We start from the raw sequence: 15,688 nt of genomic DNA on the forward strand, positions 1-15,688 counted from the left end.
TTCTGAAGTAATAAACTGATGACGCTCCTTCCCAAAGTGAAGTTTTATTTCATTGAGTAATTTACGTCCATAGCGTTCAGTTCTGCCGGTGATGCACTGGATGTCTTTTGGGTATATGCAGGCTCTAACTATTTTCATTGTTTTCATACACTATCCATACTTTATCCTAGGAGTATCTATGCTTTATCTATACTGCACCTTTTCGGAAGAAAAGGAATGTTTAGGAATGGATAACTATTGGTTTTTTAATTTTTACCTAAAGATAAGTTGCTTTGTTGAGAATTAAAAATTTTATACAATTATGGCTAGACAAAATGGCATTATTAAGTTAAAAGGAACTATCGGGGATATTTCTTTTTACAAAACTGGAGATGGACACCTTGCCCGTGAAAAAGGTGGTGTTGATGCATCTCGAATTGCAAATGATCCTGCGTTTCAAAGAACTCGTGAAAACGGTTCTGAATTTGGAGCTGCTGGTAAAGGCGGAAAAGTACTTCGCAACGCAATTAGAATTCTTTTGCAAAATGCAAAAGACAAACGTGTGGTTAGCAGACTAACGACTGATCTTTTAAAGATCGTTAAAACGGATGCTACCAATGAGCGTGGTTTGAGAACTATTGAAAAGGGGGATATGAGTCTTTTAAAAGGATTTGAATTCAATATTAATGGAAAATTGGGTTCTACTTTGTTTGTCGCATTTAACAAGGATTTTGACAGAGTATCTGGTGAAGCTACTGTTGGGATTGCTCCTTTTTCACCAAAGATTAGAATTGCTGCTCCAAGTGGAACTACGCATTTCAAAATGGTGATGGGTGCTGCAGAAGTGGATTTCGTTAATGAAACCTCCACTTTTGAAAGTGATGAAACTGCGGTGTTGCCTTACGACAGTGCTGATACTGCTCAAATTGATTTGAGTGCAAGTGTGACTGCGAATTCGGCTTTGCCAGTGGTTCAAGTATTGGGGATTGAGTTTTATCAAGAAGTGAATGGGGCTATGTATCCGTTGAAAAATGGTTCTTACAACGCTTTATCGGTAATTGATGTAACAACTGCCTAATGAATTTAACCCTGCACAGGACTTACTTTAAAGAGGGTACCAATGGTGCCCTTTTTTACCAAGGTCATTTTATGGGCTTTGTAATTGAATTGCCCTGGCTTGAGAACAAAAAGCAAGTGTCTTGTATACCTGAAGGTGTTTATGTGTTGAAGGCTCGTTTTTCAGAAAAGTTTAAATATCATTTGCAGCTTGAAAATGTTCCTTGCAGAAGTCTGATTTTGATACATCCTGCCAATGATGCCCAAAGTGAATTGAAAGGCTGTCTGGCTCCTGTAGGGCATTTGAATGGTATTGGAAAAGGATTGTACTCCAGACCATTATTTCAAAAAATAATTTCAATTTGTTACCAGGCTTTTGACAGAAAAGAAACGGTAACACTCACTATTAAATCTTAAAACAACTACATATGAAAATTACTGAACGCTATAAAAAACCTACTCCAACCTTTTTTAGAAAACTAAGAAACATTGGTATTGCATTGGCTGCTACTGGCGGTGCTATTATTGCAGCTCCGATAAGTTTGCCTGCTATTTTGGTAACAATTGCCACTTATTTAACGGTTGCTGGAACTGTGGCTACAGCTGTGAGTCAGGCGGTGGTTTCTGACACTTCGGCAAGCTCAGTGCAGGCTTCTGAATTTGATGAAGACGTTGACTCTGACGAAGACTAAGACCAAGACTAAGATTAAGACTTTGAAAGATGGAACAAAATAATTTACAATTACGCTCCGGGATTGTTGGTGGTACTTTTCTCTCCACCATTTTAAATATTACTTTACACGATGTGCTTTTTACGGTTGTAATGGTTGTGATTGGAGCGGTTGTAAGTTTTTTTGTTTCTTGGTTACTTCGGAAAGTTTTTTCTTCAAAAAAGAGAATGTAAAAACGCCTAGCTAATAAGCCAGGCGTTTTGTTTGTTTTAACTTTTAGGAGATTTTTCGGACGTATCAAATCGTTAATTGGATGTTTGTCAGTTTGCTATTTAGTTTAAAAGTAAACATAAATTTTATGAGTATTTGGCTGTTTTTTTTAAGAAATCAGTTTGTTTGTTATTTTATTAAATTGTTCATCGGTTAATATAGGTTCAAAATATTTTATGTAATCATTCAATTCTCTCAACAGTTTTATACTTACATGTTTGAAATTCTCTTTTGGTTTGTTATTAATCATAACAATAAGATTTCGTAATGGAATTTTTTGTTCTCCCCAATGATGATTATTTAAAGTTATATTTTCCGAAATGTATTTATAAAGTGCGAAATTAGACCTTTCAATTTGTTCAATTGGAGACCTTAAGTTTAAAGAATTTACAGATGATTTACTCCAATTTTTAGTTTCGATTATGAAAATTCCAGCTTTTGAAATTAAAAGATGATCAATTTGTACGAATCTAATTTTCTGATTCTGTTTTTTATAAAAAATTGCAGGATAAAAATATAATTTAAAATCATTAATTAAAATATAATCATCTGAAAGTTTTTTTATTTCTTTAACTACTAAATTTTCACCAATTGCACCTGAAATTAAATTCCTTGAATTTTCTATAATTTTTCTAGTGTATTCTAGTTTTTCAATTTTAGAGTTCGCTCTTTTATCAATCAAACTATGTTTATCTGTCTGATACTCTTTTATAAAATATTCATCACTTTTAATCTTTTTTGAAATACTAATAATAGATGATTTTATCAGTTTATGTTTATTATTTACAAGATAACTCAATCGTTTTTTTGAAGAGTAGAGTTTAAAATTCGAGAAAAATTTTAAAATGAAGTTATTGTCTTTATTATTCTTAATGAAATCAATTTTTGTCTGTAAGTCAAATATTTGATTATCTATTTTTTCTGTCTCTAAATCGATTATTTCAGCTTTGTTTTGTATTCTTTGTTTTAGTTTAGTACACGTTTCAAGATATTCTTTTTCTAATTTCTCTGAAGTGTCATTAAAAATTGAGAGTTTTTCAGAATTGTAATTTGACAAGAAATCATTAATCTCTTTTACAGAATTAAATCTGGAAATTCCATTATTCTCTAATTCAAATTTTAGAGACTTTAGTGATTCTATTGTTCCGTATATTCTTGCCATTTACGAAATTTCTTAAATTACAACGAACTCCTTTTGTCCTAACAAATACAACTGGCTATCAGTTTATTTTTAGGAAACACAAAGCATTTTTTATCTTTTATAAATAGCAAATTTAAACTTGCTGTATCATCTAGAACACGACACTGTAAGACGGACTAATAAATCTTAATAAGAGATTATCCAGATTATTAGTCTGTCTTTATTTGCTAAGTCAATCATATTTTTAGTTCCTTTACTTTTTCTATCCCAAAAAGCAATTAAAGTATCTGAAAAGTTTGCCAACTGTTTGTTATTTTGTAGTTATGCATCTGTCAGCAATGGCTTATATTCTGAAAAAGTACTTAAAATTCATTTCAAAAACTGTAAAAAGTGATGCAAAACAGGTGCATCATTTTATTTTAACATTAGAGGGCTTTGTAGGCCTTCAAATAAACCTTTTTAAGCTGTCGATATTGAGAAGAGTTTGCTGTTGCTTTAAAAAATAAGCCCCTTAAAAAGGAGCTTATGAAATATGATGTTTGTGTTTTAAGGTCTTGTGCAACGACTACCATTGTTGGCATTAGTTATTCTTTTATAATCTTTCTTGTTGTGCTTCCAGAATTTGTTTGGATGTACAATAGATAAACTCCGGATGATAAAAAAGATGTATTCACTTTACACTCATTTGATTTAAAATTATCAATAAACAATTCAGAACCAGTCATATTTAATATTTTAATAGTTTCAATATTATAAGTTCCTTCTGTTTTTATTTGAACAAAATCCTTTACAGGATTAGGATATGTTTTTACAATATTAGAAAGTAATGAAGATTCATCAATACTTAGAGCTGAAAAATCAACTAGGCAAAGTTCATTGTAAAATGGATGTTTGCCGGATGCCCCAAAAGAGTGTTTTTTTGTTACAGCCCCATTTGCGGTATTAAAATCTATAATACTACCATCATTTAAGTAACTACTATTCACTGTGCTGCCCCCATTGCAAGTAATGTAGAGACGACCATTTGACTCTATAAACGTACCTTGTGGTCTAGCGCCTTCAATATTATCGACTAAAACATGTACAACACTATAAATTCCTGTTGAAAGCTCAACTTTATAAATTACACCGCTGTTTACATTTAGATCGTCTTCTTGTGTTGTTGTAGAATACAAGAATCCATTTTTTTCCACAAAACCACCAGCGGGCACCCAACCTTGACCTTGAACGTACCCGTCAAAAGTATGAAGAATTGTAAAACCACTTCCATCTAAAGCAATTCTAAATAAAATACCATTTTGAAATGTCCCTCCTTGTCTGGTACAACCATATAGCATATTATCCGACGCCTGGAATAAAGGGTTGTTTAGAGCAACATTAAAGTCAGTAATACCCGTAGAATTATATACATTTTCAAAGATATTTGAAACAGTGTTGTAGCGCATGATTTTAGTGATTCCAGACTGTCTAGTCGTAAAGTAAATATTGCCATCATTTGCTTGCAATAATTTGGAATTACAAAAATCGTTTAAATCAGTTATAGCAAGCACTGAAAGTGTTGAGTTTGCTGGATTGTAAGTTGATAAAACACTTTTATCTTCACCTAAGTTAACCGAAGTGCTCATAAAGTAAAGAAGTCCATCTGAACCCAATATTGGAGAATTGTAAAATAGTTCTCCTATTGCAGATTGATCATCTAAGTATTCAATTACAGCAAATGTGTTCGTTAGCGGATCAAATTCATAAAATGAACCTTCGGCAAGCACAGCACCGGGATTGACAATTTGTCCTCCTTTGGTAGTAAAACCATATAATTTTCCATTGTTTGCTAACGTTAATCCTGCATAAGGTTCATAACCAGTTGCATCCGAAAAGGCGAAAAGAGTTTGGTAATTATTGCCATTTTCATCTACGCGATAAATGGTTCCTTTACCATTAGCACCTCCTTCTGAGGTAGTTCCATACATGTAAATTTGTGCATTTACAAAACCAGAAGCGAGAATTAAAATAATTCCTAGTAATTGTTTTTTCATGACGTTTATTTTAGTTAAAAGATAATTAAATATTTATTGTAATTATTAATGCCAACTCTCTTATATACTAATATTAATTATGTTTATCCAGTCAAATCTTCTAGTCTAGATAAAAGTATGTTGTACCTGTTCTATTATTTTTGATTGTGCAATTTTTCAATGTACTAATTTAACTAAAAAGAGTTCATAAAATATGTTTAAGGCTAATTTATAATGAATTTAAATATGCTTTGTGTTCATTTGATACATTCAAATGTATGATACAAAATTGAATTGAGATTACGGGAAACCGTATTGTAAACTCATTTTTTTATTATTAGGCAATTATTAAACATCCATAATTATTACTTTCAAGTTATTTTGTTCCGCTAAGTTTATCATATTCAAAGTTCCTTTACTTTTCCCATCCCAAAAAGCAATTAATGCATCAGCATAATTTGCCATTTGTTGGTTGCGTTTTGGTCCTGCAGCTTTTCTGTATCGTTTCCAATCTGCAGGGAATTTTGTTAATTGAAATCCTTTTTCAGCTGCGTATTTTTCTCCAAGAAAGTCGGCTCCTTTGGTGTGAGCTCCAGATACAATTTCAATGTTGGTTTTATCCTGGAGAATGTAGTCACAGGTTTGTTTTAGTTTTTGGTAGTTGGTGAAGGTTCGGCTTCCTGCAATTATTAGTTTCATAAGTTATCTGTTCATTTTTGTCTTGACACAAAAACCCTTCGGCTACGCTCAGGATAAACCAAGCCAAAAAAGTCAAGACTGATTTTAATTTATTTGAATTCTAGCGTTTTATTCACTATCGCATCCAGACCACTGCGTTCTTTGGATGCTTAGCCGTTGCTAAAACTTGAATTCCTACTTAAATTTAAATAGGTCAGTTTTTAGATTTATAGATTTTAAGACCTCAGCAATGCAATTTTTAGTTGCTTGATTGCTGCAAGTTGCTGCTGCAGGTTTTCTTCAAAAGCAATGATTTTCTTCAATTTTTCAACTTTGATTTGCCATTGTTGTTCTTGGTTGTTTTGAAGTGCTGTATTGATTACTTTTTTTGCATCTGAAATACTGATAAATGGAATGACACTACCTTTTAAATAATAACTGAAGTATTGACCTGTTTTAAGCGATAAACACAGGTAATACAACGACTCCCGGGCAGGTTCTGAAGCTGCGGTAATGACAAAACAATTTGGGCAAGGCTGGTTCATCGGCCTGCCACTGTTTAAGCCTTTGGACAAAATAAAAAAGTGCGGAGTATCGTAGGTTCTGCCGCTTTGGTGGGTTCTGATTTCATAAGTAGACATAGTTCCGGAATTAAAATTATAAGCGCTATCGCGCATATAATTTTTTCGGAAGAGAAAGAAAAAAGATAGCAGTAGATTAGGTTGTGTGGCAAATGTTGTCAAGGTTTTTGGAGAAAATATTTTGGGGATGAAGGATGAGTAAAGAGTGATGAGGTTTAGAAATATGATTTATAGTGTACATAAAAATATTTTTTTCAAAACCCGTAGGGCTTGACCTTGATTACATAGGTGCGGCTGGCGTGGGGAGCAACCGAAATTTGCTAACTTTTTTATTTTTTTTGTAGTAGGATTTTACTTTGGAACTGGTTGGGAGTACTTCATTTCGTTCATTACTTTTTTAGCTTCCTTTAAAAGATGTTTTATAAAAACTTAATTTTGTAGAAACGAATTCAACAATGAAACTTTTGAAATTACATCAAACACCTACTTTGGAAATATATTCAGCAGACACCTCAACAAGTATTGCTTTGCCTTTTGTTGAAAGTGGTATCAGCGCAGGTTTTCCTAGTCCGGCAGATGATTTTTTAGATGCTGCCATTGATTTAAATAAAGAGTTTGTGAAGAATCCGAGTACTACTTTTTATGGTAGAGTGCGTGGCGATAGTATGATTAATGCTGGGTTGAATGATGGTGATTTATTGATTATAGACAAAAGTTTAGAGCCTATCAATCATAAAATAGCTGTCTGTTTTATTGATGGAGAATTTACGGTGAAACGTATTAAAATCGAAAAAGACATTGTTTGGCTAGTGGCTGAAAACGAAAAATATCAGCCTATAAAAGTTACCATTGACAATGATTTTATTATTTGGGGCATTGTAACTACTGTTATAAAAAACGTTTAAAATGTACGCTTTAGTAGATTGTAATAATTTTTATGCTTCGTGTGAACGGGTCTTTCAGCCAAATTTAAGAGATAAACCCATTGTGGTTTTATCCAATAATGATGGATGCGTAATTGCGCGCAGCAATGAAGCTAAAGCTTTAGGAGTGCCTATGGGCGCACCTGCGTTTAAATTTAAAGCTTTGTTTGAACAACATCATATACACGTATTTTCTTCAAATTATGCCTTGTATGGCGATATGAGTCATAGAGTAATGACCTTGTTAGCTACTTATACACCTGATATTGAAATTTACAGTATTGACGAAGCTTTTTTACAGTTCAAAGGTTTTGATTTTATTGAATTACAAAGCTATGCGGAAACCATTAAGAGGACTGTTGATAAAGGAACAGGAATTCCGATTAGCATTGGTATTGCACCCACCAAAGCACTTTCAAAAGTAGCGAATAGAATTGCAAAGAAATTTCCACAACAAACAGGAGGCGTTTATATTATTGATTCAGAAGAAAAAAGAATAAAAGCTTTAAAATGGTTGGCAGTTGCTGATGTTTGGGGTATTGGACGTAAGCATAGCGCACGTTTAAATGCATACAATATTAAAACCGCTTACGATTTTATCAATTTACATGATGATTGGGTTCGGAAACAAATGAGTGTTGTTGGATTGCGTTTGAAACACGAATTAGAAGGCAAACAAACATTGGATTTAGAAACAATTCAAACAAAAAAAGCCATTGCCACCACGCGTACTTTTGAAGGAATGTTGACTGATTTTGAAAGTATTAAAGAACGTGTAAGTACGTTTGCTGTTAGTTGTGCAGAGAAGTTGCGTAAGCAACAAAGCTGCTGCAATGTTGTTATGGTATTTCTACATTCTAACTGGCACCGAAAAGATTTACCACAGTATGGTAAAAACATTGTTGTAAAAACCCATTATCCTACCAATTCGAGTATCGATTTGATTAAATATGCTACACAAGGATTGGAGCATATTTACAAAGAGGGGTATCATTATAAAAAAGCAGGGGTAATTGTTATGAATATTACACCTGAAAATGCGAAGCAATTTTCAATGTTTTCAGAAGAAAACCCAAAACATATGCCTTTGATGAAAACAATAGACCGTTTGAATAAAAGTATTGGGCAAACAAAAGTAAAATTTGGTTCACAAGATTTGGGTAGAACCTGGAAAATGAAACAAGAAAAGTTGTCGCCTAGATATACAACCAAGCTTAGTGAAATAATTACTATTTATTAAAAATGTGCTTTCATACCTCACATACACAGAAAGTCAAAAAAGTTGAAAATCGGTTCAAGGTTCAATTGATTGCAGATGATTTAAGGGCAACCTATGACACACCACATTATCACAACAATGGATTTGAACATTTGAATTCATTGATAATACCTCAACAAAAAACAACACATTTGATACCTGCAACTTGGGGCATTGTACCATCTACAAAAAAAGTAGATGAAGTAAAGGAATATTATAAACAACAACTCAAATACGGTAGTGGTTTAAATGCCAGAAGTGAAAAGCTGTTTGATTATTGGTTGTATCAGAAGTCGGCTTTTACCAAACGTTGTATCATACCTGTAAGTGGTTTTTTTGAACCACACGAGTACGAACAAAAAAAATATCCGATTCATATCAAAAGAAAAGATGATGATTTAATTGGGTTGGCAGGAATTTATACAGTTGTTGAAAATATAGTTACCTATACCATTCTAACACAAACTGCAAGTCCGCTGTTTGCTAAAATTCATAATAAGAAATTAAGACAACCCGTTCTACTTCGCAAAGATTTAGAAACTGATTGGTTAAGTAATGATTTAAAACAAAAGGACCTAGAATTATTATTGACAGAAAATTACAATGATACGGAAATTGAAGCTTATGCAGTAAGTAAAGATTTGTTCAACAGTAAGATTGATAGTAATTCTGAAAACATTGTAATTAAAGACACAGCTATTCAGATTACTTTTTAAAAAGCACTGTTTGTTTCGCAGGTAATCGCTAGACAAATGCGGTAGCATTTAGGCGAGCCGCCGGGCGAGTTGAACGAAGGGTGTTGGGGCAAGAGCACGTTGACAATCGGAAAAAGTGCGTGCAACAACTACGTGGCACACGCAGGGTTGGCGCTGTTTTTGATTACTTTTTTTGTATTCAATTTATGCGGTGGGAATGGCAAGGGCAAGGAATGGAGTGGCTATTTATTTGTATTGTTCATTTTGCCTTGATGCAAAACGAACCAAAAAATCAAGACTTATTTTAATTTCCTGGAATTCTAGCGTTTTATCCGCTATCGTATCCAGACCGCTGCGCTCTTTGGATACTTAGCCGCTTCTAAAACTTGAATTGCTACAGAAATTAAAATAGGTCGTTTTGGTGAGTTTACTATTTTAGAAGCAGGCTATTTAAAAGTAGGATTTAACGGAATGGATTGCTCTTGTGGGCGTTTGCAATATGGTTTAAGCCTTAAGAAGTTGTATTTCCATATATCAAATATGATTTGATTTGAAATAAACCGAACCCCGCATTCGCGAGGACAAGGGTTAAATCATATGCAAAATGGATTGGCTTATTCTGAAGTAAGTACAGCAAAAACTGTGACAACCCGATCAGCCCGAAGTGAGCAGCAGGCGAGCCGAAATTATGAAACAGCGGTTGCCCTTAACAATATTATTTGCGAAGCATAACATTAAAAGATTTTAAGGGCAAAAGTAGCTGTGGGTGAGGAATGCGTGTAATGTGTGCAATAAAATAAGTAAGTGCACTGCAATGAGCACCCACTGGAGCACAAATTGTAGTGCAACGAACGGCAAGTACAAGGGATTTGGTTAATGAATATGTGTTTTGAAAGATGAGACCCCCAGTCAAGCTGAGGGTGACGGTTTAAAGGTTAATGCCCTTGTAATTGTATTTTATGGAACTAAATGGAGCAATTGACGAACACCTTATTACCTGCACGAATGTTTGTAGTTTGTTAGGACTATTCTAATGGAAACGGATTTGTTGGGTGTTCGAATTATGAAAACTTTCGATATGTTTTTGGAACGGGCTTTTATAAGATTTGTGCGACTGGAAAATCGGAGATTTTTCGGAAGTAGCAAATCGTTTGTTGAATGTTTGTCGGTTCGTTATTTAGTTTAAAAGTAAGCATAAATTTTATGAGTTGTTAGCCACTGGGGCTTTTTAAAATAGTTTTTGTTGTTTATCAATTGTCTCTATTGAAATAATCTCAGTAAATTTTACTCTTGGTCGTTTTTCAATGAATTCGCCTGTTCTTTTATTAAGTCTATCTACAAATCCTTTTATAATACAATTTGTAAATAAAGTATGTTTATAATCTTTAATGTTACCTTTTTTCGGATAGCACGTAATTATATGGTTTTTAAATTCAAGTCCAATTGTATTTGAATTTTGGTTTCCTCTAATAATATGTCCTTCCAATTCAACGAATGAGTCGTGAATTAATTCTGGAAATAGAATTTCCTCGTCATCATCATCTTTTTTTGTGAAAATACCTTTTGAGTAAGTATTAATTCTTACAGAATTTTTCTCATTATTTTCAAGGTCGTTATACTCAACAATTAGTTCTCTTTCATCTTCAATTATATTTGCAAGTTTTGAGAAAAGTGAACTCGGGCAACTAGAGTATAATTCTAAATACTCAATAGGAACTTCAAGTAATTCTCCATTTTCATTTACTAATAAAACAAATTTGTTGTCTTTTATGAATTTGTAGTTTTCAATTTTTCTTTTTGTAAGTGTCCCAAGATGTTTAGCAATCTTTAAAACCCAAGTCATACTTTTAAAAGCAAGTTTAAACACATCTTTAAACCCGATATCTTTAAAATCATTTTTAGCCATTTCTCCCAATGCACTTCCAGTATATTTCGAACCAGCATAAATCAAAGCTGTTTTAACTAAATAAGCGTCATAATTCGCTAAGAAATCTGCAATCCAACTTCCTTTTTTTACTCTTATAGGTATTTCAAATTCAAAATTTTGAAATTCTGCATTTTCTTGATATAAAAAGTGTCTTAGGATTTCATCAATTCCAATTAAAACTTCTCCTGATTTTCTCGCATCAAGAAAACCATCCTCAACTAGTTTCCCCTCATATTTTATCTGAGCGAATATTATGTTTTCTTCTTCTGCAATATTTTTCATTTTTTTCGAATTCCCTTGTGGCTAACGGGCTTTTATAAGATTTGTGCGGTTTAAAAATACGATATTTTTCAGCCGTAGCAAATTGTTTGTTTAATATTTTAAATTTTCTATTAGTTCGAATTATAGCATGAATTTTATGAGTTGTTATGTAAAGTGCTTTTGAGTTCGGATTAATTTTTCGGAACTAAATTTCTACGTATCAAAACCTCATTTTGCATTATTTTTCAAATTCCGATATTTCTCATTTTAGCTGAATTTTCCTTAAATCATAAATATTCCAACAATCAAATTCCAACGCTCAAACTCCGCCATAATTTTAAAATCCGAGATTTCTCTTTTTAGTTTATATTTTTCTGAAATCTTAAATATTCCAACATTCAAAATCCAACGCTCAAACTCCGATTTATTTTTAATCTGAGATTTGTCATTTTAGTTTAAATTTTTATAGAATTCGTTGCTCAATTTCTATTTATTTCAATGATTTTTTTTGTGTAATTTCTCATACAATTAAATGATTTTGAATCAAATAACTCAAAATAAGGAATTCAGAGAGAATTCCGATGGCATTTTACATAACGGTTTAGGACATGAAAAGTTGCGATTTTGAAAACGCAATTTTTCAAGTGTTAAATTTAATATTATTTTGTTTATAAAACATTCAATTTTACTGAATTAAGCAATTTTTTATGTGCATTGTTGGCAGCTTTATTTTAATCGTTTTAAATATTCCTCTTTATAAAAACCCTCTTTTTCTTTTCTCTTTTTCATTAATTTTATGATTTCCTTTTTTTCTGAATCAGTTAAGTTAATGTTTATCGGGTTTTGATTTAATTCTGGATTTTCAATTATAGTTTTATAACTTATAATGTAATCAGATAACATAAAACCATTACTGAAACAACCTGATTGATAATGAACAAAAGTTAAAGTATCATTTAATACCTTTTTAAATAAATCATATTGTTTTAAATAATCCTTTTTAAGTAATCCTTCATAAGCAATTCCTTTAACAGTTCCACTTGGAAAATCGGTTAATTTAAGTAATTCAGATTCCTTTGAATTTTCAATAATCCAATTTTGTCGATGCCATTGTTGCGGTGTGATTCCTGCAACTCCAACTGATTTACTCGTTAATTCTCCATATTTATCTAATTCAATGATTGAATCTTTAATCTGTGGTCTAATTCCTTTCCAATCATAACTCCATTTTTCAGTATACATTGAATAAAAATAGAAGCAACAAATTATTAAAATCGTAAAAATTGGTAAAAAGTATGTGAAAAAGGTTTTCTTTTTTTTCTTTCTATTTTCTGCAATTTTTTTCATCATATTGCTGCCAACGGGCTTTTATAAGATTTGTGCGGATTAAAAATACGATATTTTTCAGCCGTAGCAAATTGTTTGTTTAATATTTTAAATTTTCTATTAGTTCGAATTATAGCATAAATTTTATGAGTTGTTAGGCAATGTGATTTTGAGTTCAAATTAATCTTTCGGAGCTAAATTTCTACGTGTCAAAACCTCATTTTGTATTATTTTTTAAAATTCCGAGATTTCTCATTTTAGCTGAATTTTCCTTAAATCATAAATATTCCAACGCTCAAACTCCGCCATATTTTTAAACTCCGTGAATTCTCATTTTAGTTGAATTTTTCTAAAATCTTAAGTATTCCAACATTTAGATTCCAACGCTCAAACTCCGCCATTTTTTAAATCTGAAATTTGTCATTTTATTTTAAATATTTATAGAATTCGTTGCTCAATTCTATTTATTTCAATGAGCTTTTTTGTTAAATATTCAGGCAAATAAATGATTTTTAGTCAAATAACTCAAAATAAGGAATTCAGAGAGAATTCCGATGACATATTGCCTAACGATTTTTTATAAGATTTGTGCGTTTGGAAAATCGGAGATTTTTCGGACGAAGCAAATCGTTAGTTGAATGTTTGTCTTTTGTACTAGTTCAAATTTAAGCATAAATTTTATGAGTTGTTGTAGCACGTTTTTTTAATCATTTTATTTCTCTTATTCTCAAATATCTGTTTTTTCCAAATGTTAAGAAATAGAACGGATATATCAATCCGATTACAACAATTAAAATCAAAAAATTCAATTGTTTATCAAATATATACAATGCTAAAAAATAAATCAATGCAAAAAATGCAGATATAATCGAAATTAATCGACCGTATTTATATCCTGATATTTCAAATTCTTTAGAATCGTTCTCGGTAATCTCGAAGTTAATTTTCGGGCTTTTACACCAATCAATTTTTCCGTTAATATTATAATTTCCAGAATCTAAATCAAACTCCTTAGTTTCTCCATTTGCAATCGTTCCAATTTTTTTGTCATCGATATAAATTCCGTAATCTCTTAGTTTATTATTCCATTCAGAATTTCTTTTTAAAATCAATTTTGTCATTTTTCATAATTTTTTTTCGGCAATGTGCTACAACGGTTAGAATATGAAAAGTGGGTTTTAGAATGTAAATATTTTCATATTTAACGAGAGTAAATTTAGATAAATAAATTTAATTATTAACGACAATGTAACCCATTTTTTATATGCGTTGTTGGCAAATGTTAATCATTATTATTAAATTTTATTATTATGAATAAAAATTGTATTTCAATAATATCTTTTCATCCAGACAATGAGTTTTGCAAGGAGGTATTAAAATTAGCCCAAAAACACGGTTATGATAAAGTCGAAATAGATACATTTGATATTAATGAAAAAGAGCCAAGATTAGTTCTTATAGTTAATGAGAAAATTTCAGCATAGCATCTAAAAAGCATTTTGTATTTAATTTTTTAAAAGTATCAAAATGAGCCATTAAAGAAGTTTTAAAATCTCTTGAATTATTCATTTTTAATAACTCTTTTTTTAACTCTAATTTTTCTTTTAAATCATTAGAATTATAATATTCAATTATTAAATTATTTATTTTATTCATTATTAAATTTTATTATTATGTTAGACACAACAAAAAATTCAGAATTGTCAAATGAAATTTTAACAATTCTAAAAGGGCTTTCTCATTCAGAAGTATTACAAGTATTAAGTAATACTAGAAGAGAATCAGAAAAGCGTTCAAAACTATGTTTTTAGAATTTTAAATATTTTATCATTATTAACTAAATTTTATTATTATGCCTGCAATTACTATAATCGGAAACGATCCAGATATGTTTGGTTTAAACGAGCCTTTTTTTGATTTATTAAAGAATCAAGAAACAATAAACTCAGATGAATTAAATAATGAGGTTAATAATTTATCAAAATCAATTGAAAATATTAAAAAGTTATGCCCTAAAAGAGATTTAGATATTGGTATTTCAGTCAAATGGGATGCCAGCAAGTGATAATTCATTTAAGTAGTTTTCAATTGCTAAATTATTTCCTTGTATTTTTAGGTCTAATCCGTATCTATTTCTATTTGGAATTATTAATACATTTTCCTTTGATTTTATTTTGTTAATTTTATTTATAACACTATTAAAATCATCAGTTTCTATTTTAATTATTTTTGTATCACTTCCTATCATTTCCATATATTTTTATTTGTTAAAATCGGTAATATTTGCCAACGGGCTTTTATAAGATTTGTGCGGTTTAAAAATACGATAATTTTCAGCCGTAGCAAATTGTTTGTTTAATATTTTAAATTTTCTGTTAGTTCGAATTATAGCATGAATTTTATGAGTTGTTGTGTAAAGTAGCTTTGGAGTTCGGATTAATCTTTCGGAACTAAATTTCTACGTGTCAAAACCTCATTTTGCATTATTTTTAAAATCGGTAATATTTGCCAACGGGCTTTTATAAGATTTGTGCGGTTTAAAAATACGATAATTTTCAGCCGTAGCAAATTGTTTGTTTAATATTTTAAATTTTCTGTTAGTTCGAATTATAGCATGAATTTTATGAGTTGTTGTGTAAAGTAGCTTTGGAGTTCGGATTAATCTTTCGGAACTAAATTTCTACGTGTCAAAACCTCATTTTGCATTATTTTTAAAATTCCGAGATTTCTCATTTTAGATGAATTTTATGAGTTGTTGTGTAAAGTAGCTTTGGAGTTCGGATTAATCTTTCGGAACTAAATTTCTACGTGTCAAAACCTCATTTTGCATTATTTTTAAAATTCCGAGATTTCTCATTTTAGATGAATTTTTCTTAAATCTTAAATATTCCAACAATCAAATTCCAATGC

Annotated in this window: 18 protein-coding genes; 9 read left to right on the forward strand and 9 right to left on the reverse strand. The window is 31.1% G+C overall.

All coding sequences use genetic code 11. From position 1 onward, the window contains the following. The first annotated feature begins 301 nt into the window (after positions 1–301). From EC396_RS11100 to EC396_RS11115, 4 genes are read left to right on the forward strand one after another with little or no spacing between them, the layout of a single operon-like run. On the forward strand, positions 302–1,057 hold the full coding sequence (locus EC396_RS11100) for a hypothetical protein (protein WP_129366762.1): 756 nt from the start codon (positions 302–304) through the stop codon (positions 1,055–1,057). Then, positions 1,057–1,452, forward strand: a complete 396-nt coding sequence (locus EC396_RS11105) for a DUF5675 family protein (RefSeq protein ID WP_129366763.1) — start codon at positions 1,057–1,059, stop codon at positions 1,450–1,452. The genes EC396_RS11100 and EC396_RS11105 overlap by 1 nt, the downstream gene beginning before the upstream one ends. A gap of 11 nt (positions 1,453–1,463) precedes the next feature. Beyond that, positions 1,464–1,727 (forward strand): hypothetical protein, encoded by a 264-nt coding sequence (locus EC396_RS11110; protein ID WP_129366764.1) that lies wholly within the window; start codon positions 1,464–1,466, stop codon positions 1,725–1,727. Positions 1,728–1,756: 29 nt separating this feature from the next. Continuing rightward, a complete protein-coding gene (locus EC396_RS11115) occupies positions 1,757–1,939 on the forward strand; it encodes a hypothetical protein (RefSeq protein WP_129366765.1) in 183 nt (60 codons plus the stop codon). A gap of 146 nt (positions 1,940–2,085) precedes the next feature. Here the strand turns inward: EC396_RS11115 and EC396_RS11120 are convergent, their stop codons facing one another. The 4 genes from EC396_RS11120 to EC396_RS11140 all read right to left on the reverse strand — a co-directional run bounded on the left by EC396_RS11120 (position 2,086) and on the right by EC396_RS11140 (position 6,484). Further along, a complete protein-coding gene (locus tag EC396_RS11120; RefSeq protein WP_129366766.1) occupies positions 2,086–3,138 on the reverse strand; it encodes a nuclease-related domain-containing protein in 1,053 nt (350 codons plus the stop codon). Positions 3,139–3,701: 563 nt separating this feature from the next. Next, a complete protein-coding gene (locus EC396_RS11130) occupies positions 3,702–5,150 on the reverse strand; it encodes a choice-of-anchor tandem repeat GloVer-containing protein (RefSeq protein WP_129366767.1) in 1,449 nt (482 codons plus the stop codon). 327 nt (positions 5,151–5,477) lie between these two features. Then, entirely contained in the window at positions 5,478–5,828 is a 351-nt protein-coding gene (locus EC396_RS11135) for a DUF2493 domain-containing protein (RefSeq protein ID WP_129366768.1), read from the reverse strand. 215 nt (positions 5,829–6,043) lie between these two features. Then, positions 6,044–6,484, reverse strand: coding sequence for a hypothetical protein (locus tag EC396_RS11140; protein WP_164975252.1), 441 nt, complete (start codon positions 6,482–6,484; stop codon positions 6,044–6,046). A 359-nt stretch (positions 6,485–6,843) separates the two neighbouring features. Between EC396_RS11140 and EC396_RS11145 the strand changes: the two genes are divergently transcribed. Genes EC396_RS11145 through EC396_RS11155 form a run of 3 tightly spaced genes read left to right on the forward strand, consistent with a single transcriptional unit; the run spans position 6,844 to position 9,285 of the window. Continuing rightward, positions 6,844–7,293, forward strand: coding sequence for a LexA family transcriptional regulator (locus EC396_RS11145; RefSeq protein ID WP_129366770.1), 450 nt, complete (start codon positions 6,844–6,846; stop codon positions 7,291–7,293). A 1-nt stretch (position 7,294) separates the two neighbouring features. After that, a complete protein-coding gene (locus EC396_RS11150; RefSeq protein WP_129366771.1) occupies positions 7,295–8,551 on the forward strand; it encodes a Y-family DNA polymerase in 1,257 nt (418 codons plus the stop codon). Positions 8,552–8,553: 2 nt separating this feature from the next. After that, positions 8,554–9,285 carry an SOS response-associated peptidase gene (locus EC396_RS11155; protein WP_129366772.1) on the forward strand — a complete coding sequence of 244 codons (732 nt, stop codon included), beginning with the start codon at positions 8,554–8,556 and terminating at the stop codon, positions 9,283–9,285. A gap of 1,207 nt (positions 9,286–10,492) precedes the next feature. Here EC396_RS11155 and EC396_RS11160 read toward each other — a convergent pair. The 4 genes from EC396_RS11160 to EC396_RS11175 form a co-directional block, all read right to left on the reverse strand. Continuing rightward, a complete protein-coding gene (locus tag EC396_RS11160; protein ID WP_129366773.1) occupies positions 10,493–11,473 on the reverse strand; it encodes a hypothetical protein in 981 nt (326 codons plus the stop codon). Between the two features lie 705 nt (positions 11,474–12,178). Beyond that, a complete protein-coding gene (locus EC396_RS11165) occupies positions 12,179–12,799 on the reverse strand; it encodes a hypothetical protein (RefSeq protein ID WP_129366774.1) in 621 nt (206 codons plus the stop codon). 686 nt (positions 12,800–13,485) lie between these two features. After that, entirely contained in the window at positions 13,486–13,899 is a 414-nt protein-coding gene (locus tag EC396_RS11170; protein WP_129366775.1) for a hypothetical protein, read from the reverse strand. Between the two features lie 340 nt (positions 13,900–14,239). Then, a complete protein-coding gene (locus EC396_RS11175) occupies positions 14,240–14,434 on the reverse strand; it encodes a hypothetical protein (RefSeq protein WP_129366776.1) in 195 nt (64 codons plus the stop codon). A gap of 17 nt (positions 14,435–14,451) precedes the next feature. Between EC396_RS11175 and EC396_RS17875 the strand changes: the two genes are divergently transcribed. Both EC396_RS17875 and EC396_RS11180 read left to right on the forward strand, forming a co-directional pair. Continuing rightward, entirely contained in the window at positions 14,452–14,589 is a 138-nt protein-coding gene (locus tag EC396_RS17875; RefSeq protein ID WP_164975253.1) for a hypothetical protein, read from the forward strand. A gap of 41 nt (positions 14,590–14,630) precedes the next feature. Continuing rightward, entirely contained in the window at positions 14,631–14,843 is a 213-nt protein-coding gene (locus EC396_RS11180; protein WP_129366777.1) for a hypothetical protein, read from the forward strand. Here the strand turns inward: EC396_RS11180 and EC396_RS11185 are convergent. Beyond that, positions 14,817–15,026 (reverse strand): hypothetical protein, encoded by a 210-nt coding sequence (locus EC396_RS11185; protein WP_129366778.1) that lies wholly within the window; start codon positions 15,024–15,026, stop codon positions 14,817–14,819. The two genes, EC396_RS11180 and EC396_RS11185, sit on opposite strands and share 27 nt — an antisense overlap. Positions 15,027–15,688 lie beyond the last annotated feature (662 nt).

This window comes from Lutibacter sp. HS1-25 (genome assembly GCF_004121075.1).
Classification (GTDB): Bacteria; Bacteroidota; Bacteroidia; order Flavobacteriales; family Flavobacteriaceae; genus Lutibacter.